The sequence below is a fragment of the Deinococcus sp. NW-56 genome (assembly GCF_002953415.1).
In the GTDB taxonomy this organism is placed as follows: domain Bacteria; phylum Deinococcota; class Deinococci; order Deinococcales; family Deinococcaceae; genus Deinococcus.
Genome location: NZ_CP026518.1, coordinates 167,906 through 187,216 on the forward strand (window position 1 = coordinate 167,906; position 19,311 = coordinate 187,216).

Here is a 19,311-nt window from a genome sequence, read left to right on the forward strand (position 1 = left end):
CCGTCATTGTCGGGATGGGGTGTCGCTGAACTGTCACAGGTGTTTTCGCCGCTCCCATACAGGCATGAAAGTTGAGCCTGCCTTCCTCATGGGCGATAGGGCACGGCTCCGCGACCGGTTTCGTCGCCTCCCCCATGTACCCTCCCCGCATGACTCAACTCCACCCCATCACGTCGGCGGCGCGGACCCTGTGGGCCAAGAGTGCGAAGAAGAACGCGGACGGCACGCAGGGCGCGTGGCTGCCCGTCCTCAATCACCTGCTGGACGTGGCGGCGTGCGCGGCCGAGATTTTGAGCCTGGAGCCGCCGCAGACGCGGGCGCTGTTTGAGGGCGACTTAGGGCTGGAGGGCGAGCAGGCGCTGGCCTGGACGCTGGCGCTGGTGGCCCTGCACGACCTGGGAAAGGCGAGCCCGGCTTTTCAGGTGCTGTGGGCGGAGGGAAAAAGTGGGGTGGACCCGGCCCTACGCTTTCCCGCCGAGTTGCGCGAGCCTTATGCACCGCACGGAGTCGTGACCCAGGCGGTGCTGCCGGACTTCCTGACCGGGTTGGGGTGGCCGGGGCCGGTGGCGCGGGGCGTCGCGGACGCGGTGGGGTGCCATCACGGCTTCCGGGTGGAGGACCGCGAACTCAACCTCGCGCAGGCGCAGACCGGGGACGCCCGCTGGGCGCAGGTTCGCAAGGAGCTGTGCCGCCTCGTGACACAGGGGACGGGTGCTCGCTACGACGCCGTCCCCACCATCTCCACCCTCACCGCCGCCGCCTTCATGCGCCTCGCCGGGCTGACCAGTTTCGCGGACTGGCTGGGGAGTTCCTTTCCACTGCCCACGGTCACGGATTTCTCGGCCTACGAGGACCCGGCGGCCTACTTCGCGCGGGCGCGGGAACGGGCGCGGCAGACGCTGGCCGGGATTCGCTGGCCCGTGTTCGCCCCTCTACGCGAGGAACTGCCCCCCTTCCCCGAGGTCTTCGGCTTCCCACCCCGCCCCCTCCAGACGGCACTGGCGCAGGCTCTGGCGGACGTGAGCGGCCCGGCCCTGGTGCTCGTCGAGGCCCCGATGGGCGAGGGCAAGACGGAGGCGGCCTTTTACGCGCACCTCCAGCTTCAGCGGGCGGCGGGGCACCGGGGCATGTACGTGGCGCTGCCGACCCAGGCGACCGGGAACGCGATGTACGAGCGGTTCGCGGAGTTCCTGAAGGCGCAGGGCCGGGAGACGCCGCCCGACCTGCAACTCGCACACGGGGGCACCCTGCTGAACAAGGACTTCCAGGCGACCGTCCAGCGCACCCGCAACGCCGAGTGCGACCCCGCCGAGGCGGGGGGCTACGGGGTCCGCGCCGAGGAATGGTTCACCAACCGCAAGCGGGCGCTGCTCTCCGAGTACGGGGTGGGCACAGTGGATCAGGCGCTGCTGGGGGTGCTGGGCGTGTCGCACCAGTTCGTGCGCCTCTGGGGCCTGGGCAACCGGGTGGTCGTGCTGGACGAGGTCCACGCCTACGACACCTACACCTCCGAGTTGATTGCCGCCCTCGTCGCGTGGCTGCGGGCGCTGGGGTCCAGCGTGGTCATCATGAGCGCGACCCTTCCCGAGTCGGGCCGCCGCGCCCTGCTGCGGGCCTGGGGGGTGGAGGACGCGCCCACGGCGGCCTACCCGCGCCTGACGGTGGCCCCGGCGCAAGGAGAGGTCCAGACCGTGACCATCCCTGACCACGACGAGGACGGCAACGCCAGCCGACCGCGCCAGCACGTCACCCTGCGGCCCCTGGGCAGCGCGGCGGAGGAGATGGCCCGGCAGGCGGTGGACCTCGCGGCGGACGGTGGGTGCGTGGCGGTGATCGTGAACACGGTGGCGCGGGCGCAGGCGGTGCAGGCGCAGGTGCTGGCCGAGCTGGAGGCGCGGGGGATGACCGCCCGGACCTGCACGAAGGGCGGCAGCAAGGACCCACGGGCCGTCAACGTGCTGCTCTACCACGCCCGCTACCCGGCGGACGAGCGTTTGCAGCGTGAAAAGAGAGTGCGGAAGTTCCTGGGCAAGCAGCCGTACACGGAAGAAGAGGATGGTCAGAAGGTCGAAGGCTTTTTCCGTCCCGACCGCTTCATCTTGATCGCCACCCAGGTGGCCGAGCAGAGCCTGGATTTCGACGCGGACGTGATGCTCACCGACCTCGCCCCCGCCGACCTCGTGCTGCAACGGGCCGGACGGCTGCACCGCCACGCGGCCAATCAGGGCAAGCGGCACGGCCACGACGACGCCGTGCTGTACGTCGCCGGGCTGGACGAGTGGCCGGACGCCAGCATGGAGCGCGAGTTCTGGGGCCGCGTCTACGCCCCCGCGTTGCTCTACCGCTCGTGGCTCTCGCTGCGGCGGCGGCTGGAGGCAGGCCTGACCTTGCCCGACGATCTGGACGAATTGGTGCAGGAGGTCTACGCCCCCGAGTTCGCCGCGCCCGAACTGGCCCCGGAGCAGCGTGAGCAACTGGCAGCGGCCGAGGCGGACCTGGAGAACCGGCGCGGCAACGAGGCCACGACCGGCCTGTTCGCCCATATCGGCCGCCCCGCCGACTTCTGGCAGACGCTCCTGCACCGCCGCCCCGACGCCAACCCCGACAGCGAAAGCCTCAGCGACGACCCCGCCGCCGTGGGAGCCGGGGACGATCCGGAGCGCCCCCGCACCCGCCTGGGCGAGGAAGGGGTGCGGATCGTGCCGGTGGAGCGGGCCGAGAACAACATCTGGCAGGTTTGTGTCTCTGCCTTCGCCACCCCGGAAGACAAACGGTCGCCTCTGCGTCCTCAATTCGCTGAGTTGGACAAACGCGACACCGACCACGCCCGCCAGATTTACCGCCGCTCCCTGAGCGTCTCGCGCTGGGAACTTCTCAAGGCTGCCAAGCAAGGAACCCTCTGGGAAGGCTCACTGGGCACGCAGCACCGGGGCTGGCGGGCGCATCCCCTCCTGCGTGACGCCGTGCCGCTCGTGTTCAAGGCTGGAGTGGCCGAGGTGCAAGGGCTTCAGGTGCGCCTGGACCCGGAACAGGGGCTGGTGTACGTGAAGGCGTGAACGGCAGGGAAAGCCGCGCAGACTCCTCTCCCCACCCTCGGCTTCACAGCTCTACGAGTCTTCCCTCGGTCAGAGGGGCCTAGCGGAGCCAAGGGGTGAGGGGTCCCCTACCGCCGTCCCTCCATCACATCCAACAGCATCCCCGGATAGGTCGGGTCGTGCCGGGCCAGGGCCGCCCGCAGTTCTCCCAGCCAGTGGTCGCGGACGTGGGGCGGCGAGAGGACCTCGACCCTGGGTCCCCAGCCCAGCAGGAAGGGGATCAGTTCACGCGGCAGGCCGCTGGCGTCGGTTCCGGCGCGGATGTCGAGTTCGACGCTGCCGTCGCGGTGAATCAGGGTGGTGTCCACCCGCGTGGCGTTGGGGTAGCCGCCCTCCAGCACCCGGTAGGCGGCTTCCGGCGCGAAGCGCACCCGCACGGTGACCGGGTTTTTGCCGCCGATCACGCCCCAGGCGTCCGAGAGGTAGTCGCGGGGGTCGAAGTCCTCGGGGATGTCGTAGGTCCGCGCCAGCCGGGCGAGGTTCTCCATCCGGCTCACCTTGAAGGTGCGGATGGCCCCCCGGTGCCGCGTCTCGCACCCGATCACGTAGGGCGCGAGGTTGTCGCGGCTGATCTCCACGAAGTAGACCTCCAGCTCGTTGCCGCGCAGGGCCTCGCCGCCGGGCTTGCGGTAGTCGAAGCGCAGCACCTCGCGGTGGGTCCACGCGGCGGCCACGAAGTCCAGGGCGCGGTCGGTCGCGTGGGTGGCCCCGGTTTCCAGCAGCGAGCGGTGCAGCAGATGGCGCAGGTGCTGCGGCAGGTCCGCCGCGACCGTTTCCAGGGCGCTGAGGTAATGTCCGCTGGTCACGGGCGCGTGGTGGTGCAGGAGCCGCACGGCGGTGTAGACGGCGAGGGCCTCGGCGGGATTCAGCGCCCGGCCCCCCTGCGGGATGTGGTAGGCGCCCTGATGGTCCCGGATGACCCGGTGTTCCATCTGCGAGAGGGCCAGCAGGTCGCGCTGGATGCTGCGCTGGGTCACGCCGAAGTGCGCGGCGAGTTGCTCGGTGGTGCGCGGCGCCTGCTTCAGCTTGTCGGCCAGCGCGGCGAGGCGTTTGGCCCGGTCCCACACCAGGGGCTGACGGGGCAGGGGTCGGCGCCGGGGGGTCGGAAGGTCGTTGTCAGGGTGCGTCTGCTGGGGCTCGCCCACGGTGGTCCTCCAACGCGGAGGATGCCGGGCGGCTGTCGCGCCAGTGTCACCGCGAGGGTCAGTCCACCCGCCCACTCAGCAGATTTGCGTCCCTTTGCCTCAACTCCTGCTCGCGGGCCAGGACCCAGGGGAGGGAGACCCCCGGCAGGAAGGTCTCGACCGGGTCGCCCCGCCGCAGCGCCTCTCCCACGTCGTAGTGCCACTCGGCGGCGGGGTCGAGGCGGTAGCCGCCGGGGACGCTCCCCACGCTCCCCGGCCAGCCCAGCGCGTCCCGCACCGCCCGCACCGCCGCCGAGACGCGCTGGCGCTGGAGCCGGGGGGGGCGGGGGGTGCCGTCCTCCACGACTTCCGCGAGCAGGTCGGTCAGGCCCTCGCCGCCGCCGTCGAGCAGCGCACACAGCACCGCGAGACCGGGGCCACCCAGGGGCACCGGGCGTCCGCCGACCTCCACGCGGGGGGTGCCCATCGCCCGCACCCGGACCAACGTGCGGGCCGGGCGCGGGAGGGGAGCCGGGGTGGGCAGACCCGCCGCCGAGAGCAGCGCGAACAGCCCTGGAAAGGCGTGCGCCTCCTCGCGCGCCCAGAGCGTGTCAGGATTCAGCGGCCGCAGCAGCGCCAGCGCTCCGGCCCGGTCCCCCCGTTGCCGGGCGAGTTCGGCCCGCACGATCCGGGCGCGGCCCTCGTCCTCGCCCTCCAGCGGGCCGGTGAGGGCGAGCACGGCCTCGGCCCGCTCGGCTTGCCCCAGCGCGGCGTGGGCGGCGGCGAGGTCCACGTGGACCCAGGACGTGCCCGAGGCGCGGTCCCCCGGCGCGGCGCGGGTGGCCTGGGTCAGCGGTTCGAGGGCCGCGAAGGTCTGCCCCGAGAGCCGCAGGGTGTGCCCCAGCCCACGCAGGGCCTGCCGCACGTCGTCGAGGTCGCCCTGCCGCTCGGCCTCGGCGGCGGCCTGACGGTAGAGGGCCGCTGCCCGTGCCCACTCGCCCAGCGCCCGCCGCGCCGCCGCCTGCCCGCACCACGCGCGGGCGCGGGCTGCTTCCGCCCCCCGGCGAATGGCCGTGACCCGCGCGAAGTAACCCTCGGCCTCCTCGAAGCGTCCCGATACCAGGCAGGCCAGCCCCATGTTGTGCAGCGTCCAGGCGCGGTGGTGCCCGTCGTGCCGGAAGTGGGTCAGCGCCTCGGCATAGGCCCGCAGCGCTCCCGCCTGGTCGCCCGAGCGGCCCAGCAACGCGCCTTCTTCCATCCGCAGGATGCCCAGCGCCCGGCCCGTCACGAAGGCCGCTGCCCGCGCGAAGGCCGCCTGCCAGCCCTCCCGCCCCAGGTGCGCGAGCGAGCGGCCCCGCACCCGCCACGCCGCCCCGGCCTCGTGGGGGGCGAGTTCGGCCTCCCCGGCCAGGGCACGGTCGGCGGCGACCAGCGCCCCAGCATAGTCGTCCTCCCGCGCCAACGACCAGGCGAGAACGGCGTGGACGAAGGGCGCCTCCAGGCCCTGCCCCAGCGCCCATTCGGCCAGCTGCCGCACCTCGCCCGCCGGGCGCACGTTGCCCAGCAGCCGCAGGTGCAGCCGCACGCCCTCCCGGCCCTCCCGCACCTGCGGGGGCAGGGTCAGGAAGAGATTCAGCAGCTCCCCGAAGCGGGCGGGCTGCGAGACGCCTTCCGCCGCTCGCGTGAGGGTCTGAAGGGCGTCCTCCGCTCGTCCCGCCGCCAGCAGCGCCTGGACCGAGGCGTCCCACTCGGCAGGGCTGACAGTGACGGGAAGGCCGGAGGGGGGGTGGTCGGCGGGCGACATCCCCGCGAGTCTAGGCCGGGAGAGGCCCCCCCGAGAGGGACCGGGTGCCAGGTGCGCGACTCTCTGGTGGCCCGAACTCAGCCCAGGCCACCTCCACTCTTCGGGTCGTCTCCCTGCGGCAGGGGTGGGGGCGGCTCGGCCAGGGTTCCAGTGGCCGGGGGCGTGGCCGACTGGGCGCAGGTGCCCCCGGCCAGCGGGGCAAGGACGAGCAGGGCAGAGAGAACAAGGCGCAGAGCACGCATGGGCGGGCCTCCTGGGACAACAGGCCTCCCCCTCAGGCACCCTCTGGGGGTCCTGACTGTGGTGGGCGGAGGCGGGGCTAGGGCACGCGGCCAGGCGTGCCGGGCGGGTCGCCGCCTGCGGTGCGCTCCGGGGCGCTCCTCGCGGTGACGCCGCGCACTGTGGGCCAGCTCAGCGACGAAACCGGTCGCCGCGTAGTGGCCTGTTGTCCGGGGCCTCCTTTGCCCACTTGGTGGTGGCTTTTCGCGCCCGCTTCCGCCCGCTCAGGAGCAGCCCTGCGGTCAGCGGAAGCACCCTAGACTGGAAAGGGGTCTCCCTGGGCCACATGACAATGTGAGCCGGACCCGACCTCTGGCGTGGGGGTCGGGTCCGGCTGGCGGGGCTGGAGGCCGCGCCGATGTGGCGCTGGGTTTCCCCACGGGTGTGGGGATGGTCCGCCCGCCCCGCGCTTTATCGTCCATGAGCGGTGGTGTTCCCCACGGGTGTGGGGATGGTCCGTGGGGCGAGGAGATCATGCCCACGCTGCGGGCGTGTTCCCCACGGGTGTGGGGATGGTCCCTCCCTACTCCTACCTGTCCGCCACCGAGTTGTTGCGGCGCTCGTCGGCCTGGCGGCGCTGGCTGGCGAGATGCAGCAGGGCACGGGCCGAGCGGGCGTCGCGTGGCCACAGCGCGGTGCCGACGCTGACGCCGGGCAGTTCGAACCCGGCGTCCCGTGCGGCGCTCAGGGCGCGGGCGGGGGCCTCGCGGGCCTGGCGCTCGGCAGCTCCCCGCTCGCCTTCCGGGGGGGCCGACAGCAGCAGGGCGAACTGCACGCCGTCGAGTCGGTAGGCCCGGTCCCCGTCGCTCAGGCTGCTGCCCAGTGCTGCGGCGCACCGCGCCAGCAGCAGGTCACCCTCCACATGCCCCAACGCTCCATTCAAGGCAGCAAAGTCGGTAAAGGCGCACCGCACCAGCGCGAACGGCTCTCCCCCGGCCACCCGCGCGTCAAGGTCGCGCTCAAAGGCGCGGCGGCCCGGCAGTCCCGTGAGGGCGTCGAAGGTGGCTTCATGTTGGGCGGCGGCCAGTGCGGCGCGGCGGCGTATCCCCGTCATCACGCAGCGGCCCACGGTCTCCAGCAGGATGCGGTCGGCAGCGGCCCAGGCGAGCGGCCGGGTCCGCACGGCGAGGAGGTGCAACTCCTGATCACCGGCGGTCCCCAGTGGCACCTGTGCCGCGACACAGACTCCGGTCCCTGAGAGATCGGGCCGCAGGCGGACCAGGCTGCCGGGGTTGTCCAGAAAGAGTGCAGACTCGCTGCCGAACCCTGTACCCCGAGGGAACGGCCGGGTCAGCTGTTCTTCCAGTTGGGGATTCAGTCCCGGAGCCTGCCAGAGGGTACGGGCACGTCCGGTGGCCCCGTCTGTGGAGACCAGTCCGGCCCAGTCGAGGTCCGTCACGTCCGCGACGAGGGCGACGGCGTGTTCTGCCAGTTCATGGGGGAGCAGATCGAGGTCGGCGAGTTCAAAGACGGCCAGCAGGGTCTCGCTGTGGCGGCTCACCCGGCGCAATTCCTGCATCAGCCGGTCACGGGCGCGGGCCTCGCGCTCCAGTTCGGTCGCCACCCGCCGCAGCTCCAGTTCATCGACGGCCAGGGCCGCAAGGTTCTGGAGGGCCTCGCGTTCGGCGGAACTGGCGCCTTCACGCGGCACGGTGTCCAGCACACACAGGGTCCCGATGTTGTGGCCCGACGGCGTGGTCAGCGGTGCTCCGGCGTAGAAACGGTAGCCCCCCGCTGCCGTCACGAGCGGATTGTCCACGAAGCGTGGGTCTTGCCCCAGGTCGGGGACGACCAGCACGTCGGACTGCATCACGGTATAGGTGCAAAAGGACACCTGCCGGTCCAGCACCCGCAGGTCGATGCCCACGCACGCCTGACAGCGGGCACTGTCCTCAGCGACAAAGTTGATCAGCGCAATGGGTGCCCGGAAAAACTGAGCGGCCAGGGTCGCCAGGCGTGCGAAGGCCTCGGCCGGCAGCTCGTCGAGGACGGCGTAACGGGCCAGCGCCTCCAGCCGCGCGAATTCCTCTGCAGGAAGGGTGGGAGACATGCCCGGTGACTCTAATGGGCAGTTTGTCACCGTGCCCTCACAGGCCACTCAGCGAGCCGGAGGGCAGGCCACTGGAGTGAAGTCGCTGTCGCCCACGGCCATCTGTCAACCTCGCCGAACCCCGAGGGGCATCCCGGCCCCCTCCTCCGGAAGAGGACCTGGGCGTTCAGCGCGGGCCGAGGAGACTCGGGGCTCGTCGTTCAGCGATAGAAAGCCCAGGACGACCAGCAGCAGGGTGGTCGCGGCCATTACGAGGGTCAGTTCCATGCCTCCAGTGTGCGGAGCGGCCCCCGACTCTGCCATGGCCTCCCGTTCAGTGACTCCAGAGGCAGCCTAGAGTCCTTCTTCAGATGACGGGGAGGAGCACCAGCAGCCGCAGGTCCCCCAGGTTGTGCCCGGTCGGTCCGGTGACCAGCGCGTCTCCCAGACGGTGAAAGAAGGTGCCGGAATCGTTGCGGGCGAGAGAAGCGTCGAGGTCGAGGCCCAGCCGCCGCGCCCGCGCGAGGGAGTCAGGCGTCAGGAAGGCCCCCGCCGCCGCGCTGCTGCCGTCCACCCCGTCCGACCCGGCGGAGAGGACATACACCCCCGCGTCGCCCAGGTCGCGCAGCAGCCACAGCGCGAATTCCTGGTTGCGCCCACCCACCCCGGCACCGCGTAGGGTCACGGTGGCCTCGCCCCCGGAGAGGAGGACCAATGGAGCGGTCAGGCCGGGGAGACGCCGCCGGAGTTCCGCCGCGTGCCAGGCCGCGAGGTCGCGCACGTCGCCGTCCTGGGTCGCGGAGAGAAGGTGGGCCGCGATCCCGCGCCGGGCGAGGGCGCCTTGGGCCGCTTCCAGCAGCACCCGCCCGGAGCCGACGATCTGGGTCTGGGCATGGGGCAGTTCGCCAGGCTTGGGGGTTTCGGGGACCTCGCCCCGCGCTCCCGCCTCCAGATGGGTGCGGGCCTCGGGAGCCGCGATGCCGAAGCGGTCCAGTACTGCCAGCGCGTCCGCGAAGGTCGTGGGGTCGGGCACCGTCGGCCCCGACGCGATCACGGAGGGGTCGTCCCCGATCACGTCGGAGATCAGGAGCGCCCGCACCTCGGCCTGGGTGGCCGCTGCCAGCCGCCCGCCCTTGACGCGCGAGAGGTGCTTGCGGACGGTGTTGATCGCGGTGATGTCCGCCCCGGCCGCCAGCAGTTCACGGGTCAGGGCCTGCTTCTGCGCCAGCGTGACTCCCCAGGGCGCCGAGAGCAGGGCGCTGCCGCCACCCGAGACGAGGACGAGCAGGCGGCTTCCGGCCGGGAGCGCCGAAACGCGGGCCAGCACCGCCTCCGCCGCCCGCACGCTGTCCTCGCCGGGGACGGGGTGGGAGGCGGGGTAGACCTCGGCGCCGGGTGGAGCCGTCAGGTCGGCCGAGTCGCGGGGCGGAACAGCGAGACCGGGAACCCCTGGGGAGGCCTCCAGCGCCGCCCGCAGCATGGGCAAGGCCGCCTTGCCGAACGCGACCACGAGGTCGGGGCGCGGCCCGTCCAGATGGGGCGCAAGCAGCCGGGCTGGGGCCACCGCCTCTAGCGCCTCCCGGTAGGTGTCTTCCAGCACAGCCCGCCAGTTCATAGAGAGAGCATAGAAAACCCCTCTCCCTGGTAGGAGAGGGGCGCTGCGAAGCAGCGGGGTGAGGGGGTCAGTAAGGCTGCGCTTCCTTGCTGCGCTCCTCCGCCTGCCGCACGGCCTCGCGCTCGCGCTCCTCGCGGCCCCGGCGCACTTCCGCCAGCCCCTCGGCCACGCGGCGGCCATAGTCCTCGTCGCACTTCGTGAACAGTTCGACCATCCGGGCCTGCACCTCGGGGGTAGCGGCGGAGATGTTCTCCACGAGGTTGGCGATCAGGTCGTCGCGCTCCCAGTCCTCGAAGGCGCGGTACTGTTCGCCCGCCTGCTGGAAGTCGTTCGTGCGCTCGAGGGGTGCCCGCTGGAGGTGGCCCTCGACCCAGGGGGTGTATTCCACCACGTCACGCGGCGCCTCACGCAGGCCGTTCATGGAGTTGGGTTCGTAGTTGACGTGCGGGTTCTGCCCCGGCGCCACGTCCACCCGGTAGGCCATCTGCCCGTCGCGCTGGTTGGTGGCGACGTGCTTTTTGGGCGCGTTGATGGGAAGCTGGAGGTAGTTCGTGCCCACCCGGTACCGCTGCGTGTCCGAGTACGAGAAGGTGCGGCCCACCAGCATCTTGTCGTCGGAGAAGTCCAGCCCGTCCACCAGGACGCCCGTACCGAAGGCGGCCTGCTCGACTTCCGCGAAGTAGTTCTCGGGGTTGCGGTCGAGGGTCATTTTGCCGACCGGAAGCCAGGGGAACTGCTCCCTCGGCCAGATCTTGGTGTCGTCGAGCGGATCGAAATCGAGTTCGGGGTGGTCGTCATCCGACATGATCTGGACGAACAGTTCCCACTGCGGATAGTCGCCGCGCTCGATGGCCTCGTAGAGGTCCTGGGTGGCGTGGCTGATGTTCTTGGCCTGAATCTGCTCGGCCTCGCGCTGGGTGAGGTTCTTGATGCCCTGCACCGGCTCCCAGTGGTACTTTACGAGCACGGCCTCGCCTTTGTCGTTCACCCACTTATAGGTGTTGACGCCCGAGCCCTGCATCTGGCGGTAGTTGGCCGGAATACCCCACGGCGAGAACAGCAGGGTCAGCATGTGCATCGCTTCGGGCGTGTGGCTCATGAAGTCGAAGATGCGCCCGCCGTCCTGCCGGTTGGTGACCGGGTCGGGCTTCAAGGAGTGGATCACGTCGGGGAACTTGATCGCGTCGCGGATGAAAAAGACCTTGAGGTTGTTCCCCACGAGGTCCCAGTTGCCGTCTTCCGTGTAGAACTTCACCGCGAAGCCGCGCGGGTCGCGCATCGTCTCGGGCGAGTGGCTGGAGTGGATCACGGTGGAGAAGCGCACGAAGACGGGGGTGCGCTTGCCCGCCTCCTGGAAGAGCTTGGCGCGGGTGTACTTGCTCACCGGCTCGTCGCCCACCTTGCCGTAGGCCTCGAAGTAGCCGTGCGCCCCGGCGCCTCGGGCGTGCACGACCCGCTCGGGGATGCGTTCGCGGTCGAAGTGGCTGATCTTCTCGAGGAACTGGTAGTTCTCCAGGGTGGCGGGGCCGCGCGTGCCCACGGTGCGCTGCTGCTGGTTGTTGCGGACGGGGTGGCCCTGCCGGGTGGTCAGGGTGCGCTCGCCCTCGGTGGCGGTGGGGTGATCGGGAAGCTTCTGGTCGCTCATGGGTCCTCCTGTGGCTCAGCGTGCAGGCAGGCGAGGTGCCTGGCCGTGTCCTGGCCTCCAGTTCCAGACTGCCATACCCCGCCGGGGTGTTCCTTCGCTTGGAGACAGTCTTCAGGGGGCATGAAGGCGGGGCGGAAGGAAGGCGGCCGCCTCCCTATACTCGGGCGCATGAGTCCGCGTCCCGGCGACCCCGCCCCCGACTTTCAGGCCCGCAGCGAGCGAAACGACCCCATTCACCTCGCGGCCCTGCGCGGGCAGTGGGTGGTTCTCTTCTTCTTTCCACGGGCCAACACCACCCACTGCCAGCTTCAGGCGCGGCGCTTCGAGGCCCTGATGCCCGAGTTCCGGGCGCTGGGCGCCCAGCCCATCGGGGTGAGCAGCGACAGCCGCACCCAGCTCGTCACCTTCCACGACGTGTGCCGGGTGAGCTACCCCCTCGTGCCCGACCCGGACCATGTGCTCAGTGAATGCTACGGCGTGCTGGACGACGCCTGGCCCGACAGCCCGGTGCGTCCGGCCCGCCGCGAAACCTTCCTGATCTCGCCGGAAGGCCAGGTCGTGCGGCACTGGACCAACGTGGACCCCGGCACCCACGCGGCGGAGGTGCTGACCGAGGTGCAGGAGCGGGTCGCGGCGAACGCCTGAGGAGTCAGGCCTTCCGCGCTGCCCGCAGCAGTTCCCCGCTGACGATCAGCTCGCGCACCCGCAGGAGGTCGGGGCGGTAGTAGCGGTCACGTTCCATCGGGGCGACCTCCTCCCGCAGTCGCTCCCACGCCGCCTGCACGCCCGCGCCCGCCCGCAGGCCGCCGAAGTCGAGGGCCTGCGCTCCTGCCAGCAGCTCGACCGACAGCACGGAGGCCACGTTCTCCACGATCTGCCGCAGGTGCCGCGCTCCGTGCGCTCCCATGCTGACGTGGTCCTCCTGATTGGCCGAGGTGGGGATGGAGTCCACGCTGGCGGGATGCGCGAGCACCTTGTTCTCGCTGACGAGGGCCGCCGCCGTGTACTGCGCGATCATCAGGCCGGAGTTCAGGCCGCCCTCCGGCGCGAGGAAGGCGGGCAGGCCGGAGAGGGCCGGGTTGAGCAGTTGCTCGGTGCGCCGCTCGGAGATGCTGCCGAGTTCGGCCACCGCCACCTTGAGCGCATCGGCGGTCAGGGCGAGAGGCTGGCCGTGGAAATTGCCGCCCGAAATAACCTCCCCGGTGTCGGGGAAGATCAGGGGATTGTCGGTGACGGACGCGAACTCGACGGCCAGGACGCGCCCCGCCTGCGCCAAGGCGTCCCACGTCGCCCCATGCACCTGGGGCACCGCCCGCAGGCTGTAGGCGTCCTGCACCTTGCCGCAGTTCGCGTGGGCGGGGGCGATTTCCGAGCCGTGCAAGAAGGCGCGGACTTCCTCGGCTACGGTCACCGCGCCGGGGTGGGGCCGCAGGGCCACCACGCCCGCCGAGAAGGGGCGGTGCGAGCCCGACAGCGCCTCCACCGTCATCGCGGCGGCCAGATTCGCGGTGCCCAGCAGGGTGCGGGCGTCGGCCAGAGCGAGGGCCAGCAGGCTGCCCATCATCTGGGTGCCGTTGATCAGGGCGAGACCTTCTTTGGCCTCCAGCACCAGCGGCGAGAGGCCGAGGTCGGCCAGCACGTCGGCGGCGGGGCGCACTGCTCCCCCGTATTCCACCTCCCCCAGCCCGATCAGCGCCAGCGCGAGGTGCGCGAGCGGCGCGAGGTCCCCCGATGCCCCCACGCTGCCCTGCGCGGGGATGACCGGGTGGGCGCGGGCGTTCAGCAGCGCGAGCAGCAGCTCCACGACCTCCGGCCGCACCCCCGAGTGCCCCAGCGCGAGCGACTGTGCCCGCAGCAGCAGCATGCCGCGCACGACCTCGGCGGGCAGGGCCTCCCCCACCCCGATGGCGTGCGACACGATCAGGTTGTGCTGAAGCTGCGCGAGTTGATCCCGGCCCACCCGCACCGAGGCGAACTTGCCGAAGCCCGTATTCACGCCATAGACGGCCTCGTCGCCATCCACGATGCGTTCCACGACCGCCCGCGCCCGGAGGATGCGTTCGCGGGCCGCGTCCGCGAGCTGCACAGGTTCGCCACCGCGCACCACGGCGAGAAAAGCGTCCAGATCAAGATGTCGGTCCAGAATCACAGCGGGGTCTCCTTCACGGGCTGGCCGCCCACATACACGCCGCGCACCGGACTGACCCCCAACGTGTAGGCGAGGTCGCGCCAGTCCGCCGAATGCAGGGCGAGAAAATCAGCCCGCGCCCCGGGCACGAGGGCACCCCGGTCACTCAGGCCCAGTGCGGCAGCCGCGTTGACGGTGCAGGCCGTCAGTGCCTCAGCGGGGGTTAGCCCACACAGCCGCACGGCGAGCGCGAGGGCCAGTTGCGAGCTGAACACGGGCGAGGAACCGGGGTTGAGGTCCGTTCCCACCGCCACGCACGCCCCCGCGTCCACCAGCGCACGGGCGGGGGCGGTGGGCAGGCCGAGGTGAAGGGTGACGCCGGGGAGGACGGTCGCCACCGTGGATGAGGCGGCCAGCGCCGCGATCTGCGCCGGACCGCTCGCCTCCAGATGGTCCACACTGAGCGCCCCCACCTCACAGGCGAGTTCGGTGCCCCCGATGGCGTGGAACTGGTCGGCGTGGAGCTTGGTGGCGAGGCCGTAGACTCTGGCAGCTTCGAGGATGGCCCGCGTCTCTGCGACGCTGAAGGCTTCCTTCTCGCAGAACACGTCTACAGCCTGAGCCAGATTGTCCTCTGCCACTTCCGGAATCAGTTCCTCGCAAACCGCGCGGACGTACTCGGCGCGGCCCTCGGTTGGGGGAACATGGACCAAGAGGGTGCGGACCACATCGCCGACAAATTCCGTCTCGGCAAAGTAAGCCGCTTGAAGCATCCGAAGCTCAGCATCAAAATCCAGCCCGTAACCGCTCTTGACCTCTATTGTCGTCGCGCCTGAATGTTGCAGCGCTTCAAGGCGTGGAAGGGCCAGCCTTGCCAGCTCCTCTTCACTCGCTGCCGCCGTCGCCCGCATGGTCGAGCGGATACCGCCGCCCCGCGCGAGGAGGGTTTCGTAGGGGACCCCCTCCACCCGCGCCTCGAAATCCGCGAGGCGGTCCCCGGCCCAGACCGCGTGGGTATGGGGGTCCACCAGGCCGGGAACGACTGCCACCCCGCCGAGGTCGCGCTCATTGGCGGCCCCAGGAGCGTCGGCGCGGTGGCCCACCCAGCGAATCCGCTCGCCGGAGACAAGGAGGGCGGCGTCCTCCAGCACGGTCAGCTCGCGCATCGCCCGCCCCCGCTGAGGGCCGGGGTGGGGGGTGACGAGCAGGGAAATGCCCGTGTAAAGCGTGTCAGTCACGGAAGACCTCCGCCAGCGTCTCCATGATCAGCCGCGCCCCGATCAGCTCGCTGCGCCCGGTTGGGTCGAGGTTGGGCGCGAGTTCCACGAGGTCGAGGCCCACGACCGTGTTCCGGCGGGCCGTTTCCGCCAGCACGCGCATCGCCTGACCGTAACTCAGTCCATCCGGCTCCGGGCTGCTCGTCCCCGGCAGCACGGCGGGGTCAAGGGCATCGGCGTCCACGCTGAGATAGACGTTTTTCCCAGTCAGCAACCGTGTCAACACCCCGGCGAGGTCGGCAGATACGTCCTCCATCGGGATCAGGGTATGGCCCCGTGCCCGCGCCGCCGCCACCGCCTCGGGGTCGAAGCGCAGCCCACGCAGGCCCACGGTCGTGATGTGAACGAGGTTCGGCAGGGCCTCCGCCGCCCGGCGAAAGGGGCTGGAGTTGGAATAGCGCGTGTCGTTGCGAGTGTCGGTGAAGTCGAGGTGCGCGTCGAGTTGCACGACGTGGAGATCGGGCACGTCGTCGTAAGCCCGCAGCAGCGGGAAGGTGACGGAGTGGTCCCCCCCCAGGAACACCGGCACGCGGCAGCGCCCCCGCACCTGCCGCGCGGCCTCGGTGGTACGGTCGCGGGCGAGTTCGGGTTCGAGGGAAGGCAGCACCACGTCGCCCGCGTCGGTGAAGGTCACGCCCCCCAAGCGGGAGGTCCCGTCCAGCCCGGTGAAGGGCGGCACGTAGCGCAGGCTGGCCTCCCGCAGCGCACGCGGCGCGAAGCGGGCGCCGGGACGGAAACCCAGCGCGATGTCGAAGGGGATGCCCAAGACGGCCACGTCCGAGCGCCAGTCGCCGTCCGGGGGCGCGTGGGGAGCACGGGCGAAGGTGGGAATGCCCCCGTAGGGGAGGTGGGCGGGCTGGCTCACCCCTGCTCCTTCGTGTGGTCCTCAACGCCCAGGCTCGGCAGGTCCAGCCCCCGCTCCCGCGCCACGTCCAGCGCGAGGTCGTAGCCCGCGTCCGCGTGGCGGATGACGCCCATGCCAGGGTCGTTCGTCAGGCAACGGCTGAGACGCCTCGCGGCCTCCGGCGTTCCGTCCGCCACCGCGACCAGCCCAGAGTGCTGCGAGAAGCCCAGGCCTACGCCCCCGCCGTGGTGAAAGCTCATCCACGCCGCACCCGACGCGATGCCCACCCCGAAGTTCAGCAGCGGCCAGTCGGACACGGCGTCCGAGCCGTCCTTCATCGCCTCCGTCTCCCGGTAGGGGCTGGCGACCGACCCCGCATCGAGGTGGTCGCGGCCGATCACGATAGGCGCCTTCAGCCGCCCGTCGGCCACCATCTCGTTGAACAGCAGCGCGGCGCGGTCGCGTTCCCGGTAGCCTAACCAGCAGATGCGGGCGGGCAGGCCCTGAAAGGCGATCTCGCCCGCCGCGTAGGTCAGCCAGGATTGCAGGCGTTCATCTTCGGGGAAGAGGTCCAGCAGCGCCCGGTCGGTCGCCCGGATGTCCTCGGGGTCGCCGGAGAGGGCCACCCAGCGGAAGGGGCCGCGTCCCTCGCAGAACGAATCGCGGATAAAGGCGGGCACGAAGCCGGGGTAGTCGAAGGCGTTTTCCACGCCCGCCTCCCGTGCCCGGTGCCGCAGGTTGTTGCCGTAGTCGAAGGCGACGGCTCCCCGCCGCTGGAGTTCGAGGATCGCCCGGACATGTGCGGCCATCGCCTCGTAGGCGCGGCGACGGTACTCTTCCGGCTCGTCCTGCCGCAGGCGGGAGGCGTCCTCGTCGGCGGCGACAGGCGGGATATAGCCCCACATGGGGTCGTGGGCGCTCGTCTGGTCGGTGACGAGGTCGGGGATATAGCCGATCTCCACCAGTCGGGGAATCAGGTCGGCAGCGTTGCCGAGGAGGCCGATGGAACGGGCCTCCCCCGCCGCCTTGTACCGCTCGGCCCGTGCGATGGCGTCTTCGAGCGAGTCGGCCACCTCGTCCAGATAGCGGGTGTCCAGCCGTTTCTGCACGCGGGTGGGGTCGATCTCGACCGTGATGCTCACCCCGCCTGCGAGCTTCACCGCCAGGGGCTGGGCGCCGCCCATTCCGCCCAGCCCCGCCGTCACGGTGACGGTGCCCTTCAGCGAGCCGCCGAAGTGCTTGCGGCCCGCCGCCGCGAACGTCTCGTAGGTGCCCTGGAGAATGCCCTGGGTGCCGATGTAAATCCAGCTTCCGGCGGTCATCTGCCCGTACATGGCGAGGCCCGCGCGGTCGAGGCGGTCGAACTCCTCCCAGGTCGCCCAGTGCGGCACGAGGTTGGAGTTGGCGAGCAGCACGCGCGGCGCCCACTCGTGCGTTTTCAGGACGGCGACCGGCTTGCCCGACTGGATCAGCAGCGTCTCGTCGTTTTCCAGGCGGTCGAGCGTCTCCACGATCTTGTGGAAGGCGGGCCAGTTCCGCGCCGCCTTGCCGCGCCCGCCGTACACGATCAGCTCGGCCGGGTGCTCGGCCACCTCCGGGTCGAGGTTGTTCATCAGCATTCGCTTGGCGGCTTCCTGAATCCAGCCCTTGGCGGTGCGGTGCGGGCCACGCGGAGCGCGGATGACGGGGGCGGACGGATCGACGGTCTGGGTCATGGGACACCTCTGGAGGGGGGGCGGGAGCGCGGCGAGTGGTGTGCCCATCTTGAACGCCCCCCGCCCACCCACAAGTTTGTTTTCCGGCTTTTCCGGAATTGCTCTGAAGAGCTGGCGGGTGATGACCGGGTCATCACCCCGAGCGAAGCGAGAAGCAGGGGGTGGCTGGCGGCTCCGGTTCCGCGCATCCGAGAAAGGCGCCCGAATGCTCTCCACCTTCGCCGCCAGCCACTTACCCTGGAGCCATGTCCCGCACCCAGAGCACCGTCGTTCATGCCGTGCGGCTGCTGGAGCTGTTCGACGCGGACCATACGGAATGGACGCTGGGGGAGCTGGCGCGGCATCTGGGGCAGCCCACCTCGACCGTTCACGAGGGGCTGAGTACGCTGACGGCGACCGGCCTGCTGACGCGGGTGGGCCGGGGCCGTTACCGGCTGGGCTGGCGGCGGCTGAAGCTGAGTTCGGCGCTGTACGGGAGCCTGCCGTGGTATGCCCCCGCCCACGCGGCGATGGAGCGGGTGGCGCGGGGAACGCACCTGCTGGCCTTTCTGTGCGTGCTGGACGGCCAGGACGCGGGAAGCGGGCGGCTGCTGTGCGTCGCCCGCAGCGTGCAGGGCCGGGACGGGCCGCCGGTGGCGGGGGAACTGGACTTCGAGCTGCCTGCCCACGCCACCGCGAGCGGCAAACTGCTGCTGGCGTTGGCAGAGCGTCCCCTGCCCTCCCCCGCCCCGGCCTACACGGCCGCCACCCTGACCGACCCCGCCGCGTGGGAGGCCGAGGCTGCCGCCATCCGGGGCGCCGGGCACGCGGCCACTGCCGACGAATGGGCCGTGGGCACCGGGGGCTTGGCCGTACCCCTGCATGGCGCGGGCGGAGAGGTGCTCGCCGCGCTCGGCGTCAGCCTGCCGACCTCCCGGCTGCGGGAACGCGAGACGCTGCTGCGCACCCTGCACGCGGCGGCGGCGGAGGTGGAGTGGGCATTGGGGTACCGCCCCCCGCCCGCTTCGCGCTAGCCGAGCACTGTGGGATGTGATACCTCTGGCCCTGGTTGTGTGAACGGGGCGAACCGGCCCGGAAAGGTGGGGGGCGGCGTGAAGACGTTTTTTCGGGACAACGGGCTGTCGGTGGTGACCCTGGGGCTGTTCCTGGTGTTCTGGGCGGCGCAGGCCCTGACGGGCTTTCAGGTCCACAACAGCGACCTGGAGGAACACGGCCGCGCGGCGCTTTCGTTCGGGCAGTACCTCGGCACCGGGCACTTCTGGGAAGCGACGGGCGAGAACTGGGAGAGCGAATTTCTCCAGATGGCCGCCTTCGTGCTGCTGACCGCGCGGCTCTACCAGCGCGGCTCGGCCGAATCGAACCCATTGCCCGACGAGGAGCTACCCCCCCAGCCCAAGCCGGACGGCCCGGTCCCCGGCCCGGTGCGGCGCGGCGGCTGGGCAGCGCAACTCTACGGCCACTCGCTGTCGCTGACGCTGCTGACCCTCTTCGCCGTGTCCTTCGTGATGCACCTGCTGGGCGGCACCGCCGAGCACAATCTGGAAGAGGCCCTGCACGGCGCTCCCCCCATCTCGGTCCTGGAGTTCCTGGGCAGCGCGGACTTCTGGCAGCAGTCCTTTCAGAACTGGCAGAGCGAGTTCCTGTCGGTCGGGGCGATGGTGGTGCTGACCATTTTCCTGCGCGAGCGCGGCTCGGCCGAGTCCAAGGAGGTGGAGGTGCCCCACCGCCACACCGGGAAGTGAGCCCAGCTCCCGGC

General features: G+C 71.1%; 15 protein-coding genes and 1 CRISPR repeat array. Of the genes, 4 read left to right on the forward strand and 11 right to left on the reverse strand.

The features are described 5' to 3' along the window. Positions 1 to 149: 149 nt before the first annotated feature. Positions 150 to 3,056 (forward strand): CRISPR-associated helicase/endonuclease Cas3, encoded by a 2,907-nt coding sequence (locus C3K08_RS16400; protein ID WP_104992518.1) that lies wholly within the window; start codon positions 150 to 152, stop codon positions 3,054 to 3,056. Positions 3,057 to 3,163: 107 nt separating this feature from the next. Here C3K08_RS16400 and C3K08_RS16405 read toward each other — a convergent pair whose 3' ends face one another. The 7 genes from C3K08_RS16405 to C3K08_RS16425 form a co-directional block, all read right to left on the reverse strand. Further along, a complete protein-coding gene (locus tag C3K08_RS16405; RefSeq protein WP_104992519.1) occupies positions 3,164 to 4,240 on the reverse strand; it encodes a YafY family protein in 1,077 nt (358 codons plus the stop codon). A gap of 58 nt (positions 4,241 to 4,298) precedes the next feature. After that, entirely contained in the window at positions 4,299 to 6,023 is a 1,725-nt protein-coding gene (locus C3K08_RS16410; protein ID WP_158680039.1) for a tetratricopeptide repeat protein, read from the reverse strand. Between the two features lie 77 nt (positions 6,024 to 6,100). After that, the gene (locus C3K08_RS18120) at positions 6,101 to 6,265 is read right to left on the reverse strand and encodes a hypothetical protein (protein ID WP_158680040.1); all 165 of its coding nucleotides are present in this window, start codon (positions 6,263 to 6,265) and stop codon (positions 6,101 to 6,103) included. A gap of 400 nt (positions 6,266 to 6,665) precedes the next feature. After that, a CRISPR array of direct repeats spans positions 6,666 to 6,821; the repeat unit is 25 nt; unit sequence TTCCCCACGGGTGTGGGGATGGTCC. Positions 6,822 to 6,831: 10 nt separating this feature from the next. Beyond that, positions 6,832 to 8,352, reverse strand: coding sequence for a diguanylate cyclase domain-containing protein (locus C3K08_RS16415; protein ID WP_104992520.1), 1,521 nt, complete (start codon positions 8,350 to 8,352; stop codon positions 6,832 to 6,834). 105 nt (positions 8,353 to 8,457) lie between these two features. After that, a complete protein-coding gene (locus C3K08_RS18125) occupies positions 8,458 to 8,619 on the reverse strand; it encodes a hypothetical protein (RefSeq protein ID WP_158680041.1) in 162 nt (53 codons plus the stop codon). Between the two features lie 79 nt (positions 8,620 to 8,698). After that, positions 8,699 to 9,946 carry a glycerate kinase gene (locus C3K08_RS16420; RefSeq protein ID WP_104992521.1) on the reverse strand — a complete coding sequence of 416 codons (1,248 nt, stop codon included), beginning with the start codon at positions 9,944 to 9,946 and terminating at the stop codon, positions 8,699 to 8,701. A 67-nt stretch (positions 9,947 to 10,013) separates the two neighbouring features. Continuing rightward, a complete protein-coding gene (locus tag C3K08_RS16425) occupies positions 10,014 to 11,591 on the reverse strand; it encodes a catalase (protein ID WP_104992522.1) in 1,578 nt (525 codons plus the stop codon). Between the two features lie 168 nt (positions 11,592 to 11,759). Here C3K08_RS16425 and C3K08_RS16430 point away from each other — a divergent pair, with 168 nt between their 5' ends. After that, a complete protein-coding gene (locus C3K08_RS16430; protein WP_104992523.1) occupies positions 11,760 to 12,236 on the forward strand; it encodes a peroxiredoxin in 477 nt (158 codons plus the stop codon). Between the two features lie 4 nt (positions 12,237 to 12,240). On the opposite strand, the gene hutH is transcribed toward C3K08_RS16430, so the two are convergent. From hutH to hutU, 4 genes are read right to left on the reverse strand one after another with little or no spacing between them, the layout of a single operon-like run. Then, positions 12,241 to 13,740 carry a histidine ammonia-lyase gene (gene hutH / locus C3K08_RS16435; RefSeq protein WP_104992524.1) on the reverse strand — a complete coding sequence of 500 codons (1,500 nt, stop codon included), beginning with the start codon at positions 13,738 to 13,740 and terminating at the stop codon, positions 12,241 to 12,243. Then, complete coding sequence (hutI, locus tag C3K08_RS16440; RefSeq protein WP_104992525.1) at positions 13,737 to 14,957, reverse strand: imidazolonepropionase; 1,221 nt, start codon at positions 14,955 to 14,957, stop codon at positions 13,737 to 13,739. The genes hutH and hutI overlap by 4 nt, the downstream gene beginning before the upstream one ends. Next, positions 14,950 to 15,861: an arginase family protein gene (locus tag C3K08_RS16445; RefSeq protein WP_104992526.1), complete on the reverse strand. Its 912-nt coding sequence runs from the start codon at positions 15,859 to 15,861 to the stop codon at positions 14,950 to 14,952. The genes hutI and C3K08_RS16445 overlap by 8 nt, the downstream gene beginning before the upstream one ends. Beyond that, entirely contained in the window at positions 15,858 to 17,555 is a 1,698-nt protein-coding gene (gene hutU, locus C3K08_RS16450; RefSeq protein WP_104992527.1) for a urocanate hydratase, read from the reverse strand. The genes C3K08_RS16445 and hutU overlap by 4 nt, the downstream gene beginning before the upstream one ends. 245 nt (positions 17,556 to 17,800) lie before the next feature. Here hutU and C3K08_RS16455 point away from each other — a divergent pair, with 245 nt between their 5' ends. Next, complete coding sequence (locus tag C3K08_RS16455) at positions 17,801 to 18,568, forward strand: IclR family transcriptional regulator (protein ID WP_104992528.1); 768 nt, start codon at positions 17,801 to 17,803, stop codon at positions 18,566 to 18,568. Between the two features lie 78 nt (positions 18,569 to 18,646). Next, complete coding sequence (locus C3K08_RS16460; protein WP_104992677.1) at positions 18,647 to 19,297, forward strand: DUF6766 family protein; 651 nt, start codon at positions 18,647 to 18,649, stop codon at positions 19,295 to 19,297. Positions 19,298 to 19,311 lie beyond the last annotated feature (14 nt).

Excerpts from the sequence above, each read along its gene's own strand:
- C3K08_RS16400 (WP_104992518.1), top strand. The coding sequence starts at position 150 with ATGACTCAACTCCACCCCATCACGTCGGCGGCGCGGACCCTGTGGGCC.
- C3K08_RS16410 (WP_158680039.1), bottom strand. The coding sequence starts at position 6,023 with ATGTCGCCCGCCGACCACCCCCCCTCCGGCCTTCCCGTCACTGTCAGC.
- C3K08_RS18120 (WP_158680040.1), bottom strand. The coding sequence starts at position 6,265 with ATGCGTGCTCTGCGCCTTGTTCTCTCTGCCCTGCTCGTCCTTGCCCCG.
- C3K08_RS16415 (WP_104992520.1), bottom strand. The coding sequence starts at position 8,352 with ATGTCTCCCACCCTTCCTGCAGAGGAATTCGCGCGGCTGGAGGCGCTG.
- C3K08_RS18125 (WP_158680041.1), bottom strand. The coding sequence starts at position 8,619 with ATGGAACTGACCCTCGTAATGGCCGCGACCACCCTGCTGCTGGTCGTC.
- C3K08_RS16420 (WP_104992521.1), bottom strand. The coding sequence starts at position 9,946 with ATGAACTGGCGGGCTGTGCTGGAAGACACCTACCGGGAGGCGCTAGAG.
- C3K08_RS16425 (WP_104992522.1), bottom strand. The coding sequence starts at position 11,591 with ATGAGCGACCAGAAGCTTCCCGATCACCCCACCGCCACCGAGGGCGAG.
- C3K08_RS16430 (WP_104992523.1), top strand. The coding sequence starts at position 11,760 with ATGAGTCCGCGTCCCGGCGACCCCGCCCCCGACTTTCAGGCCCGCAGC.
- hutU (WP_104992527.1), bottom strand. The coding sequence starts at position 17,555 with ATGACCCAGACCGTCGATCCGTCCGCCCCCGTCATCCGCGCTCCGCGT.
- C3K08_RS16455 (WP_104992528.1), top strand. The coding sequence starts at position 17,801 with ATGTCCCGCACCCAGAGCACCGTCGTTCATGCCGTGCGGCTGCTGGAG.